At 69.5% G+C, this 21,934-nt stretch carries 18 protein-coding genes; 12 read left to right on the plus strand and 6 right to left on the minus strand.

Annotation, left to right across the window (positions count from 1 at the left end; all coding sequences use genetic code 11):
- Positions 1–4: 4 nt before the first annotated feature.
- The 3 genes from IEZ09_RS26565 to IEZ09_RS26575 all read right to left on the minus strand — a co-directional run bounded on the left by IEZ09_RS26565 (position 5) and on the right by IEZ09_RS26575 (position 2,571).
- On the minus strand, positions 5–967 hold the full coding sequence (locus tag IEZ09_RS26565) for an aldo/keto reductase (RefSeq protein ID WP_189256487.1): 963 nt from the start codon (positions 965–967) through the stop codon (positions 5–7).
- On the minus strand, positions 960–1,712 hold the full coding sequence (locus IEZ09_RS26570) for an SDR family NAD(P)-dependent oxidoreductase (protein WP_189256488.1): 753 nt from the start codon (positions 1,710–1,712) through the stop codon (positions 960–962). Before IEZ09_RS26570 ends, IEZ09_RS26565 begins: the two co-directional genes overlap by 8 nt.
- Before the next feature lie 91 nt (positions 1,713–1,803).
- Positions 1,804–2,571, minus strand: coding sequence for a FadR/GntR family transcriptional regulator (locus IEZ09_RS26575; protein ID WP_189256489.1), 768 nt, complete (start codon positions 2,569–2,571; stop codon positions 1,804–1,806).
- Positions 2,572–2,689: 118 nt separating this feature from the next.
- Between IEZ09_RS26575 and IEZ09_RS26580 the strand changes: the two genes are divergently transcribed.
- Genes IEZ09_RS26580 through IEZ09_RS26600 form a run of 5 tightly spaced genes read left to right on the plus strand, consistent with a single transcriptional unit; the run spans position 2,690 to position 7,269 of the window.
- Complete coding sequence (locus IEZ09_RS26580) at positions 2,690–3,964, plus strand: ABC transporter substrate-binding protein (protein ID WP_189256490.1); 1,275 nt, start codon at positions 2,690–2,692, stop codon at positions 3,962–3,964.
- Between the two features lie 5 nt (positions 3,965–3,969).
- The gene (locus IEZ09_RS26585) at positions 3,970–4,917 is read left to right on the plus strand and encodes a carbohydrate ABC transporter permease (protein ID WP_229812980.1); all 948 of its coding nucleotides are present in this window, start codon (positions 3,970–3,972) and stop codon (positions 4,915–4,917) included.
- Positions 4,917–5,747, plus strand: a complete 831-nt coding sequence (locus tag IEZ09_RS26590; protein WP_189256491.1) for a carbohydrate ABC transporter permease — start codon at positions 4,917–4,919, stop codon at positions 5,745–5,747. The genes IEZ09_RS26585 and IEZ09_RS26590 overlap by 1 nt, the downstream gene beginning before the upstream one ends.
- A 1-nt stretch (position 5,748) precedes the next feature.
- Positions 5,749–6,927 (plus strand): mandelate racemase/muconate lactonizing enzyme family protein, encoded by a 1,179-nt coding sequence (locus tag IEZ09_RS26595; protein WP_189256492.1) that lies wholly within the window; start codon positions 5,749–5,751, stop codon positions 6,925–6,927.
- A 9-nt stretch (positions 6,928–6,936) separates the two neighbouring features.
- A complete protein-coding gene (locus IEZ09_RS26600; RefSeq protein WP_189256493.1) occupies positions 6,937–7,269 on the plus strand; it encodes an L-rhamnose mutarotase in 333 nt (110 codons plus the stop codon).
- 1 nt (position 7,270) lies between these two features.
- On the opposite strand, the gene IEZ09_RS26605 is transcribed toward IEZ09_RS26600, so the two are convergent.
- Entirely contained in the window at positions 7,271–9,268 is a 1,998-nt protein-coding gene (locus tag IEZ09_RS26605) for a glycoside hydrolase family 31 protein (protein WP_189256494.1), read from the minus strand.
- A 16-nt stretch (positions 9,269–9,284) separates the two neighbouring features.
- Entirely contained in the window at positions 9,285–9,977 is a 693-nt protein-coding gene (locus tag IEZ09_RS26610; protein WP_189256495.1) for a FadR/GntR family transcriptional regulator, read from the minus strand.
- Positions 9,978–10,197: 220 nt separating this feature from the next.
- On the opposite strand from IEZ09_RS26610, the gene IEZ09_RS26615 reads away from it, so the two are divergent.
- From IEZ09_RS26615 to IEZ09_RS26645, 7 genes are all read left to right on the plus strand, one after another.
- Entirely contained in the window at positions 10,198–11,520 is a 1,323-nt protein-coding gene (locus IEZ09_RS26615) for an enolase C-terminal domain-like protein (RefSeq protein WP_189256496.1), read from the plus strand.
- Positions 11,521–11,530: 10 nt separating this feature from the next.
- Positions 11,531–12,577 (plus strand): sugar ABC transporter substrate-binding protein, encoded by a 1,047-nt coding sequence (locus IEZ09_RS26620; RefSeq protein ID WP_189256497.1) that lies wholly within the window; start codon positions 11,531–11,533, stop codon positions 12,575–12,577.
- A 12-nt stretch (positions 12,578–12,589) separates the two neighbouring features.
- Positions 12,590–14,095 (plus strand): sugar ABC transporter ATP-binding protein, encoded by a 1,506-nt coding sequence (locus tag IEZ09_RS26625; RefSeq protein ID WP_189256498.1) that lies wholly within the window; start codon positions 12,590–12,592, stop codon positions 14,093–14,095.
- Positions 14,088–15,104 carry an ABC transporter permease gene (locus IEZ09_RS26630; RefSeq protein WP_189256499.1) on the plus strand — a complete coding sequence of 339 codons (1,017 nt, stop codon included), beginning with the start codon at positions 14,088–14,090 and terminating at the stop codon, positions 15,102–15,104. The genes IEZ09_RS26625 and IEZ09_RS26630 overlap by 8 nt, the downstream gene beginning before the upstream one ends.
- Positions 15,105–15,112: 8 nt before the next feature.
- Positions 15,113–17,938 (plus strand): glycosyl hydrolase family 95 catalytic domain-containing protein, encoded by a 2,826-nt coding sequence (locus IEZ09_RS26635; RefSeq protein ID WP_189256500.1) that lies wholly within the window; start codon positions 15,113–15,115, stop codon positions 17,936–17,938.
- 279 nt (positions 17,939–18,217) lie between these two features.
- Positions 18,218–20,794, plus strand: a complete 2,577-nt coding sequence (locus tag IEZ09_RS26640; RefSeq protein WP_189256501.1) for a glycoside hydrolase family 9 protein — start codon at positions 18,218–18,220, stop codon at positions 20,792–20,794.
- Between the two features lie 98 nt (positions 20,795–20,892).
- Entirely contained in the window at positions 20,893–21,120 is a 228-nt protein-coding gene (locus IEZ09_RS26645) for a sigma factor-like helix-turn-helix DNA-binding protein (protein ID WP_189256502.1), read from the plus strand.
- Here IEZ09_RS26645 and IEZ09_RS26650 read toward each other — a convergent pair.
- Positions 21,107–21,865, minus strand: a complete 759-nt coding sequence (locus tag IEZ09_RS26650; RefSeq protein ID WP_229812981.1) for an AraC family transcriptional regulator — start codon at positions 21,863–21,865, stop codon at positions 21,107–21,109. The two genes, IEZ09_RS26645 and IEZ09_RS26650, sit on opposite strands and share 14 nt — an antisense overlap.
- Positions 21,866–21,934: the final 69 nt, after the last annotated feature.

Genomic DNA, 21,934 nt, shown 5'->3' on the forward strand with positions numbered 1-21,934 from the left:
GGGATCACGGAGTCGGCACACCGGCCGCGAGCAGTCCTTCGGCACGCAGGTCAGCCCACAGCTCCGGCGGCGGAGGCGCGGCGAAGGCCGCCACGTTCGCGGTGAGCTCGGCTTCGGTGCGAGCCCCGATCAGCGCGCCGGTCACCGCCGGGTGCCCGAACGGGAACCACAGCGCGGCGGCCGGCAGCGTCGTGCCGTGCCGGGCGCACACCGCGGCGATCCGCCTGGCGCGGCCGACCACGTCCGCCGGTGCGGTCCGGTAGTCGTAGGTGGCGTCGTCCGGCACGTCGTGGCGCGCCAGCAGACCGGAGTTGAACAACCCGGCGGCGAGCACGTCGACCCCGCGCTCGGCGCACAACGGGAGGAGCTCGTCCAGCGCGGGCTGTTCCAGCAACGTGTACCGGCCGGCGAGCAGAATCGTGTCCACAGAGGACTCGCGCACGAACCGGGCGAGCATCTGCCACTGGTTCATCCCGGCCCCGATCGCGCCGATGACGCCCTGCTCGCGCAGTTCCGCCAGCGCGGGCAACGCCTCGCCGAAGGCCTCGTCCCAGTGGTCGTCCGGGTCGTGCAGGTAGACCACGTCCACCCGGTCGAGCCCGAGCCGTTCGAGCGACGACTCCAGGCTCCTCCGCACGCCGTCCGCGCTGAAGTCCCACACGCGGCGCCATCGGGCCGGAACCGCGAACCCGTCGTCGTCGAGCCGATCCGCTCCGGACGGGTCGGGCACGAGCAGCCTGCCCACCTTGGTGGACAACACGAACTCGTCGCGAGGGCGGTCCTTCAGCGCCGCGCCGAGCCGCTTCTCCGCGAGCCCGAGCCCGTAGTGCGGTGCGGTGTCGAAGATCCGGATTCCGGCCTCCCACGCCGCGTCGACCACGGCACGGGCCTCGCGGTCGGTCACCTCGGCGTAGAGGTTGCCCAGCGGTGAGGTGCCGAGTCCCAGCCTGCTCAGGACGTCAGCCACGGGGACGCAACCTCAGCCCGTCCATGCCACCGTCGACGGCGAGCACGGTTCCGGTGGTGGAACCCGACAACGGGCTCGCGAGGTACGCGATCGCCCCGGCGACCTCGTCGGCGCTGACCAACCGGCCGTGCGGCTGCCTGGCCTCCAGCGCCGCGCGCTCGGCAGCCGGATCCGGTGCCGAGTCGAGCAACCGCTGCACCCACGGCGTGTCGGCGGTGCCGGGCGCGACCGCGTTCACCCTGATGCCCTCGCGGACGTGGTCGGCTGCAAGAGCACGGGTCAGCGCGTGCACCGCGCCTTTGCTCGCCGAGTACACGGCCCGCTGCGGCAGACCCGCGGTGGCCGCGATGGAGCCGGTGTTCACGATGGCGGCGGCACGGGACTTCCGCAGGTGCGGTAACGCCGCGCGCGCCACCCTGGCCATCCCGACCACGTTGACGTTCAACACCTTCAGCCACTCGTCATCGGTCGCAGCGCTCACGTCGCCCTGCGCACCGATGCCCGCGTTGTTGATCACGATGTCGAGGCCGCCGAAGTGCGCGACCACCGCGTCCACCGCATCGCGGACGCTCTGGTCGTCCGTGACGTCCGCTCGCACGAAGAGCATGCCGTCCGGCAGATCGTTCGCCGCGAGGTCGAGCACGGCGACCCGCGCACCGCGGCCGGACAACAGCTCGGCCGTGCTCCGGCCGATGCCCGAGCCGCCGCCGGTGACCAGCGCCACCAGCCCGTCGAAGTCAGCCATGATCAGTCGCTCCGTTCGTCGGTTGCTTGCCGGGTGAGCGCACGCCGCACAGGCGGAACCCCTGTCCGCCAACGGATGCACGCCGATAGACCTAACGGTCGAGACGGCCGGGCTCTCCTGCGTCGCTGCGGCGCACGAGCCAGGCCTCGGTGATGTGGGTGAACATGGCTTCCGCCGCACCGGCCGCATCGCCTGCCGCGATGCGTTCGCAGATCAGGCGGTGCCCGCGGTTCGACGCCGCGCACAGGTCGCGATCGGTGCGGCCGGTGTAGCGGGCGGTGTGGAAGACCTGGCTTTCCAGCGCTCGCACCACACCTCTCGCGATGCGGTTGCCGGAAGCTCGCATGATCGTGTCGTGGAACGCGTGGTCGTACTCGCGGTAGGCGACCGGATCGTGCAGCACCTGCTCCATGCGGTCGACGAGATCACGAAGCGCCGCAACGGTTTCCGCATCGGCGGTGCGGGCGGCGACCTGCGCCATGTCCGATTCCAGCAACCGGCGCGTGACCACCAGGTCGTCCAGCACGCCCAGCGTCTCGTCCTCGGCGACGACCGCGCCCAGGACGAGCTCGTCGAGCATGTTCCACATCGACGGCGGGGTGACCATCGTGCCCGCACCCTGCCGCACCTGGACCAAACCCTTCTCCTGCAGCACTTTCATCGCTTCGCGGATGACGGTCCTGCTCACCGAGAAGGACTCGCACAACGCGGGTTCCGGCGGCAGCGACGTTCCGGGAGCGTGCTCACCGCGCACGATGCGGCCCACGAGCTCGGTCGTGATCGCCCCGGTCAGGTTCATCGGCCGGCGCGCCCAGCTCGGGGCTTCCGGTGCGCTGGGCCGCTGGCCTGGTGCAGTCATGGCGGGGAGTGTACCGTCAAACAGGCGTTGACGTAATACGTCATACGAATTACGTTCAGCCCCACCTCGTCGGGCCTCTCACCGCGCCCGGCCACCGTCTCTCGGGAAGTGAGCAGCGATGAAGCAGCGCACACCATGGACTGCCGCCCTCGTGGTGGGGCTGGCGTTGACCGCCGCCGGGTGCGGAAGCGCGTCAGGGCCCGGCAACTCGTCCGGCGGTTCGAGCGACAAACTCGTGGTCTGGGACTGGAAGTCGGGCGACGCGAAGGCGGCCGGCTACGTCCAGAAGGCGAAGGAGGACTTCGCCAAGAAGCACCCCGGCGTCACCGTCGAGTTCGTGGCCCAGCCCTTCGACCAGTACTACACCCTGCTCGGCGCGGCCATCCAGTCCGGCAAGGGACCCGACGTCATCCTGTTCAACGGCGGCGGGCAGATCCGCGACCGGTCCGACGCGCTCGCCCCGCTGGACTCCTACGTCGCCGACGACAAACAGCGGCTCGCCGGGTGGGACGCGTTCACCAAGGGCGGCAAGATCTACGCGGAACCGGTGACGCTGCAGGGCCACCCGATCTACTACAACAAGGACCTCTACCAGAAAGCCGGCCTCAACCCCGACGCTCCCGCCAAGACGCTGGACGAGTTCATCCGCAACTGCGGTGTCATCACCCAGAAGACCGGCGCGAAGTGCTTCTCGCTGGGCAACAAGGAAGGCGTCGGCATCCAGTTCTGGCTGTCCGCCCTGGGTTCCGCGGTGCTGACGCCGCAGGAGTACGACGACTGGATCGCGGGCAAGCGCAACTGGTCCTCGCCGGACGTCAAGAAGATCTTCGAGCTCTGGAAGCAGGCCGGTGACACCGGGCTGAACACCGACGGCGCCAACTCCACCGCGATGTTCAACGACGCGTTCGCGTCCTTCAACTCCGGCAAGGCCGCCAACATCATCGGCCTGATGTCGGACGTCGGGCACTGGAAGGACTTCGCCGAGTTCCTCACCCCGGAGAAGGTCGGTGTCACGGTCGCGCCCCAGGTCAACCCGGCGGCAAAGCCGAGCCTGCCCTACGACGGCGGCATCGGGTACGCCGTCGCGAAGTGGACGAAGGACCAGAAGCTCGCCGCGGACCTGGTGCGGTCGCTGACCTCGACCGACGCGCTCAAGGCGTTCTTCGTGGACGGCGGCGCGATCGCCTCGGACACCACGATCGACACCTCCGCGGGCGGCCCGGCCGTCAAGACGATCGTGTCCGACGTGAAGAACGGCAAGCCCGCCCTGCACGTCGCGCTGGGGTCCAAGACGGTCGACCTCATGGGCCGTCTCTCCCAGCAGCTGCTCAGCGGCTCGATCACGGTGGACGAGGTGCTGCAGCAGCTGGCCGCCTCCGACAAGACGGGCTGACCGGCGTGGCCGCCCAGTCACTGTCCGCTGTGGACGCCGCCGTGCCGGCGTCCACAGCGGGGGCCGCGTCGTCGCGCCGCAACCGCAGGGGTTCGCGGGCCGAACGCCTGGCACCGCTGGTCCTGCTCGCGCCGGCCGTCCTCGTCATCGCCGGGCTGCGACTGTGGCCGCTGGTGCTCGGGATCAACTTCTCGTTCACCGGTGACGGCGACCGCAACGGCCTGGCGGTCGGGTTCGACAACTACCTGACGCTGCTCGGCGATCCGCTCTTCCGCACGGCGTTGCGCAACGTCGGCCTGCTCGTGCTGTTGCTGCCGGTGGCGGTGGCGATTCCCGGCCTGCTCGCCACGTTCATCTTCCTGAAGGTGCCGGGACACCGCCTCTACCGCGGCGTCTACTTCTTCCCCGCCGTGCTCTCCCCCGTGATCGTCGGCGCGATCTTCAACCTGCTGCTGGCCTTCGACGGTCCGTTCAACGCGCTGCTCGGCGGTCTGGGCATTCCGCCGGTGGACTGGCTCGGCGATCCGGACGTCGCGATCTTCGCGGTCGTCGGCGTGCACGTCTGGGCGACGTTCGGCATGGCACTGGTCGTCTTCCTCGCCGGGTTCGCGACGCTGGACTCCTCGCTGCTGGACGCGGCCAAAGTGGACGGTGCGTCGCTGCCTCAGACCATCTGGCACGTCATCGTCCCGAGCCTGTCGCGCACCATCCAGTTCGTCTTCGTCACCACGATGATCGGCATGCTGACGTCGATGTTCGGCCTGGTGTACGTGATGACCAGCGGCGGGCCGGAGGGGTCGACGTACCTGCCCGAGTACTACGTCTGGATCCAGCAGGGACAGATGAACCAGCCCGCGCTCGCGTCCGCGGCGTCCACCGCGCTGTTCCTGATCATGCTCGTGGTGGGACTGGCCCAGATCAGCATCCTGCGCCGCGCGGGAAAGGAGGATTAATGCCCCGCACCCGGTTGACCGGATGGGTCGTCGCGATCCCGATGGCCGTGCTCGCGCTGGCCACGATCTACCCCGTCGTGTTCACCACCAACGTCGCCATGAAGACCCGCCGCGAGTACGTCCTCGACAGGTTCTCCCTGGCCGATTCGCTGAGCTGGGACAACATCGTCAAGGCGTGGACGAGTGTCGGGATGTCCCGCTACTTCCTGAACTCGGTGATCGTCGTGGCGTGCTCGGTCGCGCTGCTGCTGCTGCTGATCGGGTCGATGGCGGGTTTCGCGCTCGCCAGGCTGCGCTTCCGCGGTTCGTCCACGCTCTTCCTGGGCGTGCTCGCCGCGTTGTTCATCCCGTTCCAGGTGATCATGGTTCCGCTGGCGCGGATCATGGCGGACACCGGCCTCGTCGACACCTATCCCGGGCTGGTGCTCGCGTACGTGGCGCAGTTCCTGCCGTTCACGATCTTCCTGCTGACGAGCTACTACTCGACCGTGCCGGCGGACATCGTCGACGCCGCGCGCATCGACGGGAACACCGTGTACGGCGTGTACTGGCGGATCATGCTGCCGATCGGCGCACCCGCGTTGTTGTCCGTCGGCGTGCTCAACGCGTTGTTCTGCTGGAACGACGTCCTCATCTCGTTGCTGATGATGCCGTCCGCCGAGCACCGCACGCTCATGGTCGGCGTCACGTCGTTGCGCGGTCAGTACTCCGACGACATCCCGACGTTCGCCTCGGGTGTGCTGATCGCCGCCGTACCGGTCCTCGTCGTCTACCTGTTCCTGCAACGCCAGATCGCCGACGGGGTCACCGCCGGGTCCACGAAGGGCTGACATGCGCATCACGGCATACCGGACTCTCACCACGGTCCAGGACTGGGGCCGGCCGGTCGGTGACGCCAACGGGGTGTACGCCGACGGCCTCGTCAGGGTCCCGCTCGTCGTCGTCGAGACCGACGAGGGCATCACCGGTGTCGGGCTCGGCCCCCACGTGGAGATCGAGAACGTCTTCGCGGCCATCGAGGGCGAGGATCCGCGCTCGGTCACCGCGCTCTACGACCGGATGTTGCGCCGGACGTTCAAGGCCGGCCACGCCGGAGCGGTGTTCGGCACCATCGGCGCCCTCGACACCGCGTTGTGGGACATCAAGGCCCAGGCGGCGGGCGAACCGCTGTGGCGGCTGCTCGGCGGACGCGACCGCCGCGTCCCCGCCTACGCCTCGGCTCTGTGCATCGCGCTGAACGACGAAGAACTCCTTGCCGTGTACCGGACCTACGCCGAGCTCGGCGTGCGCGCGGCGAAGCTCAAGGGCGGTCTCGACGTCGACCGCGACCGCCACCGCCTCACCCTGCTGCGCGACCTGTTCGTCGACGCCGGTCACGGCGCACGGCCGAGCCTGATGCTCGACGTCAACGAGGCACTGACGCGCAAACAGGCGGTGCGCCACGTCGGTGAGATCGAACGAACCCTCGACCTGACCTGGATCGAGGAACCGGTGCGGCGCTGGGACGCGGAAGGGCACGCAGTGGTCAGCCGCGGCGTGCGTGCGTCGGTCGCCACCGGCGAGAACCTCACCGGCCTCGAACAACACCGGTCGCTCATCGCGGCCGGAGCGGTCGACATCGTGCAGACGGCCGCGGTCTGGGGCATCACGCACTTCCTGCGCGTCGCCACCCTCGCGCACGCGCACGACCTTCCCATCAGCCCCATCGGCACCACGCCGGTCGGCCTGCTGCACGCCGCCACGTCGATCCCCAACCACCTGGTGAGCGAACTGCAGGACCTCCAGCCACCGGTGGGCGTCTCCGCCGATCTGCACGTCGAGGACGGGTCCTACGTCCTCGGCGACAGTCCCGGCCTGGGCGTGCGCCTCGACGAGGAGGCGATCGCCGCCGCCGGTCACCTCATCCCCCACCCGGCCTCCGGTGGCGCGCACATCAGGCCGGAACGCGCGGGCCATCGCCTGCTTCCGGCCAGGATCGACGGAACCGCCGTGCTCAACGCTCAGCCCTGAAGGAGAACGATGGACCGCCCACAGCGCTACGGCATGGTGATCCGCCTTCGCCCGGAACGACGCGAGGAGTACCTGCGGCTACACTCCGCCGTCTGGCCTGCCGTCGAGCAGACCATGCGCGACGCGAACATGCGGAACTTCACGATCTTCCTGCACGGGGATTTGTTGTTCGGCTACTACGAGTACATCGGTGACGACCACGAAGCCGACCAGGCGCGCATCGCCGCCGACCCGGAGACGCGGCGGTGGTGGACGTTCACCGATCCGTGCCAGGAGTCGCTGATGCCGGCCGGGTCCGGGCAGTGGTGGGCGCCGATGCAGGAGGTCTGGCACATGGACTGAATCAGAGTCCGAATGCTGCTCCCACCGCGGCGCCTTCGCGGACGAAGACGGGGATGTGGTCGAGCGGCGCCGCGGCGTCGACGGTCGTCCCTCCATCGTGGACGGTGCCGATCGCCGTGTCCTGCCACCGGGTTCCCGCCGGCAGGTACACCGGCCGGGCCCGCCTCCCCGCCTCGGTGACCGGTGCGACCAGGACGTCGGGGCCGAGCAGGAACTCGTCGTCGACCGTCCACGCGTGCCCGTCACCGGGGAAGTCGAAGAACAACGGACGCATCGGCGGAGCACCGGTGCGGTGGGCGGCCTCGGACAGTTCGGCGAGGTACGGGCGCAGGCGTTCGCGCAGGCGCAGGTGTGCTGCGAGGATCTCGTAGGCCTCGTCGCCGTAGGACCACACCTCGTTCGGCCCGCCGGACATCGAGGTGCTGAAGGCCTGGTTCGGTGCCCGGTCGCCGTGCAGCCGCATGATCGGGCTGAACGTGCCGTACTGGAACCAGCGAACGAGGACCTCGCGGTAGGCCGGGTCGTCCGGGTCGCCGCCGTGGAAACCGCCGATGTCCGTGTTCCACCACGGGATGCCGCTCAGCGCGACGTTCAGGCCCGCCCGGAGCTGGGTCGTGAGCGACTCGAACGTGGTGGGGATGTCGCCGGACCACAGCGCGGCGCCGTGCCGCTGGCTGCCCGCCCACGCGCTGCGGATCAGGCTGAGCGGACGGTCCTCGCCGGTCGACCGCAGGCCGTCGGCCACTCCCTGGGCGTGCAGCAGCGGATAGAGGTTGGCGACCTGGGCGCCCGGACCGGCGGCGTAGACCGCGCGAGCGGCGAGATGCGGTGACACGTCCGGTTCGCAGGCGTCGAGCCAGAACAGCGTGATCCCGTTGGCGTGGTAGTGCTCGCTCAGCTGCTGCCACAACAACTTCCTGGCCTCCGGGTGGGTGGCGTCGTACCAGGCCATCGGTTGGTAGGCGGGTCCTGGTTCGCGGGACGGCCAGTGGCTCGTGAGCAGACCACCGTGGATGTCGCGGACCAGCAACCCGTTCGTGCGCAACGCTTCGTGGTTGTCGCTGCCCGGTTCCACCGTGGGCCACACCGACACCGCGAGCTTGACGCCGAGTTCCGACAGCTCCTTCACCATCGCCGCCGGGTCGGGCCACTCGGTGGGTTCGAAGCGCCAGTCACCCATGTGCGGCCAGTGGAAGAAGTCGCAGACGATGACGGACAGCGGCAGGTCGCGCCGGGCGTACTCGCGGGCCACGGCGAGGAGCTCCTCCTGGTCGCGGTAGCGCAGCTTCGACTGCCAGAAGCCGCTCGCCCACTCCGGCAGCAACGGCGGATGGCCGGTGGCGTCCGCGTAACTCGCCATGATCTCGGCGGGGGTGTCGCCCGCGGTGATCCAGTAGTCGATCTGGCCGGTGGACTCGGCGACCCAGCGCGTGGCGTCCGCGCCCAGTTCCACCCGGCCGAGCGCGGGGTTGTGCCACAGCAGGCCGTAGCCGCGCGACGAGTGCAGGAACGGGATGGCGGCGACGACGTTCGCCTGGACCAGGTCGACCACCACGCCCTTCTGGTCGAACCGGCCGTTCGGGTTCTGGCCGAGGCCGAAGATCCGCTCGTCCTCGTACGCGGCGAAGTGCTGCTGGACGTGGTAGCCGCCGTCACCCCGCGGTGTGAAGATCCGCGGTCCGCTGTGGCCCAGGTGCGGCCGTTTCTCGGCGAGGAGTTCGCGGCCGGTCGCGGTGTGCACGAACCGAAGCGTGCCGGTGGAAGCCAGTTCGACGGTGAGCCTGTCGTTGACCAGACGGGCCGAGCCGTCGTCCAGGACGGTCTGTTCGACGCCGGGTGATGGTGGTGGTGTCGAAGCGAGGGCGCCGGGCAGACCGCTCCCGATCGCCGTCACGGCGCTGCGGACGCGCACGGCGTGCGGGCCCCAGGGTTCGACGCGCAGAACCTCCTGCGGCGTGCGCAGCTCCAGGCCGCCGGTCTCGTCGAGAAGGACTGGCATGGTGCCCCCAGTGCTGTCAGCGGATTTCGTCGCGCCCCACGTGCTCGCGCAGCCACCGTTCCGTGGTGTTGACGTGCACGAGGGCCGCGGCCTGCGCCAGCGCGGCGTCCTTGTCCACCAGCGCCTGGTAGATCGCCTCGTGCTCGGCGAGCGTGCGGCTCGCCGCGTTGTCGTCGACCAGCCCGCGCCACACCCTGCCCCGGACAGTGCGGCTGGAGATGCCCTCCAGCAGGGTGGTGAGCGTGGCGTTGCCGGTGGCCGCGACGACCGCGCGGTGGAACGCGGCGTCGTGGGCGTTGAGCAGCTCGACGTCGTCGCGGGCCGCGCGCATCGCGTCGAGGTGCCGTTCGACCTCCAGCAGCTCGCGGGCCGAGATGCGGGTGGCGGCGAGCCCGGTCGCGATCGGCTCGAACAGCCTGCGCACCTCCGTGAGCTCGAGCAACGTGTCGCCGCGCAGCAGTTCCACCGCGGAGGAGATGCCGCCGAGCAGCACCTCCGGTTCGAGGCTCGTCACGTACGTGCCGTCGCCGCGCCGGATCTCCAGGACGCGGGCCACCACGAGCGCCTTGACCGCCTCGCGCATGAGGTTGCGGGACAGGCCCAGTTCGGCCGCCAGCTGCTGCTCCGGCGGGAGCTTGGACCCCGGCGGCAGCTCACCCGACCCGATCAGGTCCCTGATGCGGTCGATCGCCTTGTCGGTCAGTGACACCGCAGGAGGGTAGCAACACATCCCACCTCTACCCAAGACATGGGATGTCGCCCCACTTCGTCACGTGACGCACTTTTCCCTTCCTAGCTGGATTTTTCGGTCCTGCGGCGCACGTCGACTCTGGACACCCACCCGTTCGTGGCCTATAAATCCATCCCATGTCCGGTTACTGATCGTTGCACCGCGGACACACGGCTGACACGCGACGAGGGGGTCTGCGATGCCACGGACCGAGCTGATCACCGCGGTCGAGGCGGTGGACGTGCGGTTTCCGACCTCCCGCGAGCTGGACGGCTCCGACGCGCTGAACCCCGAGCCCGACTACTCGGCCGCGTACGTGACCATCCGCACGAGCGAAGGCGCGCGAGGCCACGGGCTCGCGTTCACCGTGGGGCGCGGCAACGACGTCCAGGTCGCCGCCGTGCGCGCGCTGGCTCCACTGGCGACCGGGCTGGCCGTGCACGAGGTCCTGGACGACCTCGGCGCCTTCTCGCGCCGGCTCACCGGCGACAGCCAGCTGCGGTGGCTCGGCCCCGAGAAGGGTGCCGTGCACATGGCGGCGGCCGCGATCGTCAACGCGATGTGGGACCTCTACGGGCGCAGGGAAGGAAAACCGGTCTGGCAGCTGCTGTCCGAGATGACGCCGGAGCAGCTGGTCGACCTCGTCGACTTCCGCTACCTGAACGACGCCCTCACCCGTGAGGAGGCGCTCGCCATCCTCCGCCGCGCCGAACCCGGTCGCGCCGCACGTACCACCCACCTGCTGCACCACGGTTATCCCGCGTACACGACAACTCCCGGCTGGCTCGGTTACGACGACGAGAAGCTCGTGCGGCTGTCGCGGCAGGCCGTCGCCGACGGGTTCAGCCTGATCAAGCTGAAGGTCGGTGCCGACGCCCTCGACGACATGCGCCGCCTGCGGCTGGCCCGCGAGGCGGTCGGGCCGGGGATCAGGATCGCCGTCGACGCCAACCAGGCGTGGGGTGTGCGGCAGGCCATCGACTGGATGGCGAAGCTCGCACCGTACGACCCGTACTGGATCGAGGAGCCGACCTCACCCGACGACGTGCTCGGCCACGCCGCGATCCGCAGGGCCGTGGCGCCGGTGAAGGTCGCCACCGGCGAACACACCCACAACCAGGTGATGTTCAAGCAACTGCTGCAGCTGGAGGCGATCGACGTCCTGCAGCTCGACGCGTGCCGCACCGCGGGCGTCACCGAGAACGTCGCCATCCTGTTGCTGGCGGCCAAGTTCGGCGTCCCGGTCTGCCCGCACGCGGGCGGGGTCGGGCTGTGCGAGATGGTCCAGCACCTGGCGATGTTCGACTACGTGGCCGTCAGCGGCACCACCGAGAACCGCTTCATCGAGTACGTCGACCACCTGCACGAGCACTTCACCGACCCGGTGCACGTCCACGACGGACATTACCTCGCACCGACGGCTCCCGGCATCAGCGCCGAGCTGCACCCCATGTCCGTCGCCGCCCACCGCTTCCCCGACGGGCCCGTCTGGAACCTCACACCCGATCCCGCCACCCGTTAGGAGATCCGCTGTGAACACCAGTTCTCGCACCTGTCTGGGCATCGTTCTCGCCGTCGTCCTCAGCGCTTGCGGCACTTCGGGTTCCGGCGGGGGCGGCGGGCCGGTGGTCGGCGTCGACTACCCGCGGTCCGACACCGACTTCTGGAACTCCTACATCAAGTACACCCCGGAGTCCGCCAAGGAGCTCGGGCTGGAGCTCAAGACCACCAACTCGCAGAACGACGTCGCCAAGCTCACCGCCAACGTCCAGACGTTCATCAGCCAGGGCGTCAAGGGCGTCGCGATGGCGCCTCAGGACACCGCGGCCATCGCACCCGCGCTGGAACAGCTGGCGGCCAAGAAGATCCCGGTCGTCACGGTCGACACCCGGCCCGACAGCGGTGACGTGTTCATGGTCGTCCGCGCGGACAACCGGGCCTACGGCGAGAAGGCGTGCCGGTTCCTCGGCGCGAAGCTCGCCGGCAAGGGCAAGGTCGTGATGCTGCAGGGCGATCTCGCGTCGATCAACGGCAGGGACCGGACCGAGGCGTTCAACGACTGCATGAAGGCCAACTACCCCGGCATCACCGTGCTCGGCGAGGCCACGAACTGGGACGGCGCGGTGGCGGCGCAGAAGCTGCAGACCGACCTCACCGCCAACCCCGACATCAAGGGCGTCTACATGCAGTCGAGCTTCGCCCTCTCCGGCACCCTGCAGGTGCTCAAGCAGAAGGACCTGCTCGTCGCGCCGTCGGACCCCAAGCACGTCTTCATCGTCTCCAACGACGGCATTCCCGAGGAGCTCAAGAACATCGCGGAGGGTCACGTCGACGCCACCGTCTCGCAGCCGGCCGACCTCTACGCCAAGTACGCCCTGCAGTACCTGAAGGCCGCGATCAACGGCGAGTCGTTCAAGCCAGGCAAGACCGACCACGACAGCACGATCGTCCAGGTCCGCGACGGGCTGCTGGAGGACCAGCTCTCCGCTCCCCTGGTGACCTCCGACGGCGGCACGTACGACGGTGTGCCCAGCCTCAAGCACGACGACAAGTCCCTGTGGGGCAACAAACTCCAGTGAGCAGGAGGCGACATGGTCGCAGCGCCGCCCGTCGTCGAGGCGACGGGAGTGACGAAGCGGTACGGGTCGACCGTGGCCCTGCACGACGCCGCCATCACCATCGAGCAGGGACAGACCCACGCGCTGGTGGGACGCAACGGGGCAGGCAAGTCGACCCTGGTGTCCGTCCTCACGGGACTGCAGGCACCGGACGAGGGCACCATCACGTTCGGTGGTGAGCCCGCTCCCCGGCTCACCGACCGCGACGCGTGGCGGCAACGGGTCGCGTGCGTCTACCAGAAGTCCACCATCCTGCCGGAGCTGACGGTCGCCGAGAACCTGTTCCTCAACCGGCACGACCACGGTCGCAGCGGCCTGATCAGCTGGAGGACGGTGCGGACCAAGGCACGCGAGCTGCTCGACACCTGGTCGGTCGACGTGGACGTGCGGCTGCCCGCCGGCGAGCTGGACGTCGAGCAGCGCCAGTTCGTGGAGATCGCGAGAGCGCTCTCGTTCGGCGCCCGCTTCATCATCCTCGACGAGCCGACCGCCCAGCTCGACGCCGCCGCCATCGCGAGGCTCTTCAGCCGCATCACCGAGCTCCAGCGACAGGGCGTCACGTTCCTGTTCATCAGCCACCACCTGCAGGAGGTCTACGAGATCTGCGACGTCGTGACCGTGTTCCGCGACGCCCGGCACGTGCTGACCGCCGCCGTCGACTCGCTCCCCCGCGCCGACCTGGTGGCGGCGATGACCGGTGAGGCGGCGACGGAAACCGGCACGGGCCGCCGCACTCCAGCCGAGCACGCCGCCCCGGTGCTGGAGATGACGGACGCGGCGCTGCCCGGCGCGTACGAGGACGTGTCGTTCCAGGTCCGCGCGGGTGAGATCGTCGGACTGGCGGGCGCGGCGAGCAGCGGCCGGATCGAGATCGCCGAGACGATCGCGGGCCTGCGCGCCCCTGCCACCGGCTCACTGGAGATCGCGGGCACCCGCCCGCGTCCCGGCAGCGTGCCCGCGGCGCTGAGGGCGGGCGTCGGCTTCGTCCCGCAGGACCGCCACCACCAGGGTTACGTCGCGCAGATGTCCATCGCGGACAACGGAACCCTGACCATCCCGGATCGCCTGGGCAGAGCGGGTTTCATCGACGGGCGCCGCCGGGACGGCTTCGCCCGCGACATGATCGGCAAGCTCGCGATCAAGACACCGGGACCGGAACTGCCGGTGTCCGGCCTCTCCGGCGGCAACCAGCAGAAGGTCGTGATGGCCCGCGCACTGGCGAACAACCCGAAGCTGCTGGTGCTGATCAACCCGACCGCCGGTGTCGACGTGCGGTCCAAGGAGTTCCTCCTCGGCAAGGTGGAAGAGGTCGCCGAGTCCGGTGCCGGTGTGGTCATCGCCTCCGACGAGCTCGACGACCTGCGGCTGTGCGATCGGGTTCTCGTGGTGTTCGGGGGACGCGTGGTCGCCGAGATGCCGCGCGGGTGGCACGACCACCGGCTGGTGGCCGCGATGGAAGGAGTCGAGCTCGATGACTGACACCCAAACCGCAGTCACCACTGCCGCCCCCGCCCCCACCAGCCGGAAGATCGCCATCGCCCGGCTGCGCGACCTCGCCCTGATCCCCGCGATCATCGTGATCGCGATCGTCGGCCAGCTGGTCAGCCCGGTCTTCCTGCGCGGCGACAACCTCGTGAACGTCCTGCAGACCATGTCCGAGATCGCGATCCTGGTCCTGGCGCAGACCCTGGTGCTGATCGTCAAGAAGATGGACCTGTCACTGGAGTCCACGGTCGGCCTCGCACCCGGTGTCGCCGCCTGGCTCACCGTCCCCGTCGGCGCCGGGCACGGGCTCGGGCTGCTGCCGGGCGGCTGGTCGGTGCCGATCACGCTGGCGGTCGGCGTGGTGATCGGCGTGATCAACGCGTTGTTCATCATCCGGTTCGGGCTCAACGGTTTCATCGTCACGCTCGGCATGCTGATCGTGCTGCGCGGCATCCTCACCGGCATCTCGGGCGGCCAGACGTTCTTCCGGCTGCCCGCGTCCATGCTCTACCTCGGCACGACGCAGTGGCTCGGCATGCCGGCGTCGGTCTGGCTGTGCCTGATCCTGTTCGCCGCGGGCATCGTGGTGCTCGGGTTCACGAGTTTCGGCCGGTCCCTCTACGCGATCGGCGGCAACGTCGACGCGGCGAAGGCCGCGGGCATCCGCACGGATCGGGTGCTGTGGATCGTGATCGTGACGGCGAGCCTGCTCGCGGCGCTCAGCGGTTTGCTGCTCTCCGGGCGCCTCGCCTCGGTCGCCTCGGCGCAGGGCAACGGTTACATCTTCACCGTGTTCGCCGCCGCCGTGATCGGTGGCATCAGTCTCAACGGCGGCAAGGGAACGATGTTCGGTGCCTTCACCGGCATCCTGCTGCTGTTCCTGATCCAGAACGTGCTGACGCTCGCGGGTGTTCCCGCCCAGTGGATCGGCGCGCTCAACGGCACGATCATCCTCATCGCGCTGGCGTTGTCCCGGGTCACCGGAGGCAAGGCCCAGGAGTAGGAGTTCTCGTGACGCACCTCAACCGCAGGCGTTTCCTCGCCGCCACCGCGCTCACGGCAGGAGCGGCGTTGTCCGGTACCACGGCGAAGGCGGCACCGCCCGATCGCGGCATTCACGACACCAGCCCGGCATCGTCCTGGATGGACGGTTTCCTCACCGGCAACGGCGAGTACGGCGCGGTGCTCCACGGCGCGCCCGCGAGCGAGAAGGTGATCTTCAACTACCACCGGCTCGTGCTGCCGAACGGCACGCGTGCGGTCACGCCACCGGTGCTCGCCGGACGCCTGAACGCCGTGCGGGACAAGGCGCTCGCCGGTGACTACGCCGGTGCGAACCGGGACTTCGCCGCTGGCTGGTCGCTGCGCTGGACCCAGACCTACCACCCGGCGTACGAGCTGCGGATCACGACGGCGACCACCAGCTTCGCAAACTACAGCAGGGTCACCGACTTCCGCACCGGCGAGGTCAGCTCCAGCTGGACGGACACCAACGGCACCTGGACCAGACGGGCGTTCGTCTCCCGTGCCGACAGGGTGATCGTCCACGAACTGCTGCCCGCGACCGGCCGCACGGTCGACGTCACGCTGAGCGTGAGCACCGCGCTGGACGGAGCACCGTCGAGCGTCGGCTACGCCACGCTGGCCACGGTCTCGAACGGGTCGGGCTACCTGAACCTGCGCGGCACCTATCCGGCCGGGCAGGGCGCGTTCGGCTACGAGGGCGTCACCAGGGTCGTGCCCACCGGCGGCACGGTCACCGCGAACGGCGCCACGATCGTCGTGACCGGAGCGAGCAGACTGGTGCTGCTCACCAAACTCGACCGCTACGAGTCGGCGGCCTGGGACGCCAAACCGCTGCACGCGGCGTTGGCGTCGATCAGCGCGGACTACGCGGCGCTGCTCGCCAGGCACACCGCGATCCACACCGAGATGTACGACCGCTCGCGGCTGGACCTGAACGTGTCCGACGCCGACCGCAGGCTGTCCACCAGCGAGCTGATCGCACGGCAGAACAACAACAAGAGCGTCATCGACCTGGCGTTGCTGGAACGTCTCTACGACTCCGGCCGCTACCTCTTCATCAGCTCCAGCGGTGTCCTCCCACCGCGCCTGACCGGCATCTGGACGGGCACCTGGTCCGGTGCCTGGGCCGACGACTTCACCACCGACGCCAACGTCAACCTCCAGGTGGCGGGCGGCAACATCCTCGACACCACCGAGGCGATGCAGGGCTACTTCACCCTGATCCTCGGCCAGCTGAACCACTGGCGCACCAACGCGCGAAACCTCTACGGGGCACGCGGTTTCCTCGCGCCGACCCGCACCGACGGCGAGTACGGCCACATGCTGCACTTCGACAGCGGTTTCCCCGGCCAGTGCTGGACCGGCGGCGCCGACTGGCTGCTCTACCCGCTGCTCGAGTACTACGAGGTCACCGGCGACCAGGCGTTCCTGCGCGACAAGCTCGGGCCCGCGCTCATGGAGCTGGCCCTGTTCTACGAGGACTTCCTGACCCGCACGGACGCGAGCGGCAAGGTCGTCTTCGTGCCCTGCTACTCGGTGGAGAACGCGCCCGGCAACACCGGCGTCGGCCTGAGCGTCAACGCCACCGGCGAGATCATGGCGGGCAAGCACGCGCTGCAGGCGGCGATCTTCGCCGCCACCACCCTGGGCGTCGACCAGGCCGGCGTCCAGCGCTGGAAAGCGTTGCTGGCCAAGATGCCCGCCTACCGGACCAACAGCGACGGCGCGCTCGCCGAGTGGTCGTGGCCGAGCCTGAGCGACCAGTACAACCACCGGCACGTCCAGCAACTCTACGGCGCGTGGCCGTTGCACGAGATCAACCCGGAGGAGACCCCAGACCTCGTCCGCACCGGGCTGCGGGCACTGGAGGTCCGCGGCGACCAGAACATCTCCGCCCACGGCAGCCTGCACCGCGCACTGGCGGGCGCCCGGCTCAAGGACGGCGGCAAGGTCTACGACAACCTGCGCAAGATCATCGGCAACAACATGGTCTTCAAGTCGCTGATGACGTCGCACAACCCCAACCTGGACATCTACAACGCCGACGCCGCCAACGCGATCCCCGGCGTGCTCGGCGAGGCCCTGCTCTACTCCCGGCCCGGCGTGCTGGAACTCCTGCCCGCTCTGCCGGGACAGCTCACCAAGGGCACGATCACCGGCATGCGCGCCCGCGGCCGCATCCGCGTGCACAGCCTCAGCTGGGACCTGTCCGCGCGCACGGCCACCGTGTCGATCACCTCCGCCGTCGACCAGACCGTCACCCTCATCAGCCGGCGCGGCATGACGTCCGTGTCCACCACAGCGCCGATCGCCCCGTCACCACTCGGCTCACACGCCAGGCAACTCACTCTCGTCGCCGGACAGCGCACCGATGTCGCGGTGTCCTTGCAGAGCGGCTGGTTCCGGTTGGTGAACCGCCGCAGCGGCAAGGTTCTCGACGTCACCGGCGCGGGCAGCGGTGACGGCGCCAAGGTGATCCAGTGGACGTGGTCGGGCAGCACCAACCAGCAGTGGCAGCTCGCGTCCAACGCGGACGGCTCGGCCCGGCTCGTCGCCCGGCACAGCGGCCGCGTTCTCACGAGCCCTGGCGGCTCCGCCCAGGGCGCCCAGCTCGAACAGTGGACGGACACCGGCGGCGACCACCAGTGGTGGAAGGTCGTCGACGCGGGCGGCGGGTACGTGCAGCTCGTCAACGTGCGCACCGGGTGGTACGCGGACGTCGACGGCGGCTCCCAGACCGACGGCGCCAAGGTGATCCAGTGGCCTGCCAACGGTGCCACGAACCAGCAGTGGCAAATCGTCTGGCTCTGACCCCACCCCGAACCCCGATTTGTTGATCTCGATGAAGGGCTCCTTCATCCACGAGGGGTCGATGAAGGGGCCCTTCATCCCGAACTTGCGCGCCACGCGAGTTCACCCGGTCGTTCAGGTGACGTAGTGGGCTTTACCGCGCTCGGACCAGCGAGCTGAGCCGAGTGCCCCGTCCTGGTAGCGGCTGAACGGCGCTTGTCGGCGCCGTTCAGCTCACCCTACGGTCATGTGGGAGCGCTCCCAGAAATCCCGTCGACGAGGACGGAGAACCTCACGACCATGAGAACGCAACCCCCACGCCTGCTCGCTGCCGCCCTGGTGACAGCACTGGCCGCGAGCACGTTCCCCGCCGTGGGCACGGCCTTGGCCGTGGACTACGAGCGCGTGCTCAACGGCACCTTCGAGAACGGCTCCGCCGATCCCTGGTGGAGCAGCGCCGGCGTGACCAACCGGGTCACCGGTGGCGAGCTGTGCGCCTCGGTCACCGGCGGCACGACCAACCCCTGGGACGCTCTCGTCGGGCAGAACGGCGTGCCGTTCGAGAGCGGGCAGTCGTACACCCTGTCGTTCGACGCGCACGCCACCACCGCGCAGACCGTCGCCGCCGCGGCCGGCGAAAGCGTGAGCCCGTACCGGGGAATCGCCCGGCAGGAGTTCGCGCTCACGCCCGCGAAGCAGCGCTTCACCTTCACCTTCACGTCCACTCTGGACTTCCCGGACGCGGGCAACGGCCAGCTCGCCTTCCAGCTGGGCGGCCAGTCGTTCGCCAACACGATCTGCGTCGACAACGTCTCGCTGATCGGCGGCGTGAAGCCGCCCGGCGGCATCACCCCCAACCCCACCAGGAAGGTTCAGGTCGACCTGGTCGGCTACGTGCCCGGCCTGCCCAAGCGGGCCACGCTCGTCTCCACCGCCACCACCCCGCAGACGTGGACGCTGAAGAACTCGGCCGGTGCGACCGTGGCCACGGGTCAGACCACGCCGAAGGGTGCGGACGCGACGTCCGGCGACTCGGTGCACCTGATCGACTTCTCGTCGTTCGACACGCAGGGCACCGGGTACACGTTGTCCGTCGGTGCCGACAGCAGCTTCCCGTTCGACATCTCCTCCGACGCGATCAAGAAGCTGCGCTACGACTCGCTCGCGTTCTTCTACCACCAGCGCAGCGGCACCCCGATCGACGCGCAGTTCGTGGGCGCGGAGTACGCACGCCCGGCCGGCCACGTCAACGTCGCGCCGAACCAGGGCGACAACAACGTGCCGTGCCGCACCGATCTGGCCTGCGGCTACACGCTCGACGTGCGCGGCGGCTGGTACGACGCGGGCGACCACGGCAAGTACGTGGTCAACGGCGGCATCGCGGCGTGGCAGCTGCTCAACTCCTACGAGCGGGCCTCGAGGATCGGTGACGCGTCGGCGTTCCGCGACGGCTCGATGGCCATCCCGGAGAAGTCCAACGGCGTGCCGGACCTGCTCGACGAGGCACGCTGGGAGGTCGACTTCCTGCTGAAGATGCAGGCACCGGACGGCATGGCGCACCACAAGATCCACGACGCGGCGTGGACGGCACTGCCGACCCGGCCGGAGCTGGACGACCAGGTGCGCAGGCTGTCGGCGACCAGCACCGCCGCGACGCTGAACCTGGCCGCGGTGGCCGCGCAGGCGTCCCGGCTCTGGCGCGGCATCGACGCGACGTACTCCGCGAAACTGCTCGCGGCGGCGCGCAAGGCGTACACGGCGGCCAAGGCCAACCCCGCGAAGCTCGCCGACCCCAACGACAACGTCGGCGGCGGCGCGTACGACGACAAGACCGTGAGCGACGAGTTCTACTGGGCCGCCGCGGAGCTGTACGCGACCACCGGCGAGGCCGCGTACCGCACCGACGTGACCGCGTCCCCGCACTACAAGGCGGCCAGCCTGAGCAGGGCCGGCTTCTTCTGGGGTGGAACGGCTCCGCTGGGTGACATCACGCTCGCCCTGGCCCCGAACGGCCTGCCGGCGGCGGACATCGCGGCGATCAAGTCCGCGTTCGCCTCCGTGGCGGACCAGCACCTGACCGCCATGGCTGCAATGGGGTACGCGGCGCCGTACGACAACAGCACCGACGGCTACGTCTGGGGCTCGAACTCCGCCGTCCTGAACAACGCCCAGGTGCTCGCGCTGGCACACGACTTCACCGGTGCCGCCAAGTACCGCGACGGCGTGTTCGAGGCGCTGCACTACCTGCTCGGCCGCAACCCGCTCAGCACCTCGTACGTCGCGGGCTACGGCGACCAGGCCGTGCGCAACGTCCACCACCGGTTCTGGGCGCACCAGAACGACGCCACGCTGCCGATCGCGCCGCCCGGATCGTTGTCCGGCGGCCCGAACAGCGCGTTGCAGGACCCCGTGGCCCAGCGGGTGCTCGTCGGCTGCCCGCAGCAGAAGTGCTGGGTCGACGACATCGGCGCCTACTCGGTGAACGAGGTGGCGGTCAACTGGAACTCGGCACTCGCCTGGGTGTCTGGCTGGGCGGCGGAGAAGTCCGGCACGCCGGTGACGAAGCCGGACTGCGAGGTCCGCTACGACGCCAACAAGTGGCAGACCGGCCTGTCCGCGCACGTGTCGCTCACCAACACCGGCACCACGGCGTGGAACGGGTGGAAGCTCGCGTTCTCCTTCCCCGGCACGCAGAAGGTCACCACCGGGTGGTCGGCGAACTGGAGCCAGACCGGCCGCGACGTCACCGCGACCAACATGCCGTGGAACGGCCAGGTCGAACCGGGCAAGTCCGTCTACATCGGATTCAACGCCTCCGGCAGCGGATCCGATCCTGCCGCGTTCACCGTGAACGGCAAGACCTGCAAGACCGGCTGATCGGGCTCATTCCTGATCCAGCCTGAACCGCTGCCGCACACGGCCGACGCGCCCCGGCCTGTGCGGCAGCGGCGTCCGGATCCCGGGAGGAGACCACTGTGGAGCGCGACCACGGCAGTGCCTCCGCCCGGCTCATCGCGGACGCGCTCGCACAACTCACGCGCGAACACCGCGAGGTGATCACGCGGGCGTACTACCGCGGCGAGACCGTCGCCGAGCTAGCGGAGACGCTGAACGTCCCGCAGGACACCGTGAAGTCCCGGATGCACCACGGTCTGCGCGCGTTCCGCCGGGCGCTGCGGGAGAACGGCGTCACCGTTGCGTGAACGACCGCACCGCACGGGGTGACTGCCCCAGCTCGCGGCGGCACACCTTGTTGAACGCCTGCAGGTCCGGGATGCCGACCGCCGCCGCCACGGCGCTGACCGACAGCGTCGAAGCCGTGAGCAGGTGCCGGGCCCGTTCCACCCGGCGCCGCCGGATGTAGGCCACCACCGTGGACCCGGTGCGGGCGCGGAACAACCGCGTCAGGTGGTTGTGCGACACCCCGGCCACCTTCGCCACCTCCGCGACCGACAACGACGTCGCCAGGTTCGCCTCGATGTGCGCGGCGGCCACCGCGACCGGATCGGCCACGTCCCGCCCCGCCGGACCCGCGTCCGTCAGCTGCCACAGCACGGTCCACAGGTGAGCCGCGGCCCGCGCGGGTGCGGCGGCGAGAGCGCCTCGCATCAGCCCGGTGATCAGCGGCCTGCTCGGCCCGACGTCCTGCATCACCTGTGCCACCTGACGTTCCGCGGTGCCGTCGAGGCGCAGGTGGGCGTAGAGGTGCTCGGACCTGCCGCGGTACCGGTAGCGCACCTCGGCTCCTGGCGGGATCAGGCTCGCGCGGCCGGGAGCGATGCGGTGGACCACGCCACCCACCTCGACCGCGCCTTCGTAGCCGTAGAGGTGCAACTGCCAGAGGTCGGGCAGCAGGAAGACATCCTCGAGCGTCGTGACCCCGTGCACCCCGACGCCCATGTCCGCCACGAAAGGCGGCTCGCTCAAGGGAAGCACGACCTCCAGCACGGTGAAAAACTACCAGCAGTGGGTGATTTCAACCCACGCCAAGCACGGACCACGCGCTTACGTTCGTCC

The sequence above is a fragment of the Lentzea flava genome (assembly GCF_014648475.1).
Taxonomy (GTDB): Bacteria; Actinomycetota; Actinomycetes; order Mycobacteriales; family Pseudonocardiaceae; genus Lentzea; species Lentzea flava.

Bases quoted from the DNA above. Each gene is read 5' to 3' on its own strand.
- IEZ09_RS26600 (WP_189256493.1), top strand. From the start codon at position 6,937: ATGGACCGCCCACAGCGCTACGGCATGGTGATCCGCCTTCGCCCGGAA.
- IEZ09_RS26575 (WP_189256489.1), bottom strand. From the start codon at position 2,571: ATGACTGCACCAGGCCAGCGGCCCAGCGCACCGGAAGCCCCGAGCTGG.
- IEZ09_RS26630 (WP_189256499.1), top strand. From the start codon at position 14,088: ATGACTGACACCCAAACCGCAGTCACCACTGCCGCCCCCGCCCCCACC.
- IEZ09_RS26580 (WP_189256490.1), top strand. From the start codon at position 2,690: ATGAAGCAGCGCACACCATGGACTGCCGCCCTCGTGGTGGGGCTGGCG.
- IEZ09_RS26570 (WP_189256488.1), bottom strand. From the start codon at position 1,712: ATGGCTGACTTCGACGGGCTGGTGGCGCTGGTCACCGGCGGCGGCTCG.
- IEZ09_RS26625 (WP_189256498.1), top strand. From the start codon at position 12,590: ATGGTCGCAGCGCCGCCCGTCGTCGAGGCGACGGGAGTGACGAAGCGG.
- IEZ09_RS26640 (WP_189256501.1), top strand. From the start codon at position 18,218: ATGAGAACGCAACCCCCACGCCTGCTCGCTGCCGCCCTGGTGACAGCA.
- IEZ09_RS26605 (WP_189256494.1), bottom strand. From the start codon at position 9,268: ATGCCAGTCCTTCTCGACGAGACCGGCGGCCTGGAGCTGCGCACGCCG.
- IEZ09_RS26590 (WP_189256491.1), top strand. From the start codon at position 4,917: ATGCCCCGCACCCGGTTGACCGGATGGGTCGTCGCGATCCCGATGGCC.
- IEZ09_RS26615 (WP_189256496.1), top strand. From the start codon at position 10,198: ATGCCACGGACCGAGCTGATCACCGCGGTCGAGGCGGTGGACGTGCGG.
- IEZ09_RS26595 (WP_189256492.1), top strand. From the start codon at position 5,749: ATGCGCATCACGGCATACCGGACTCTCACCACGGTCCAGGACTGGGGC.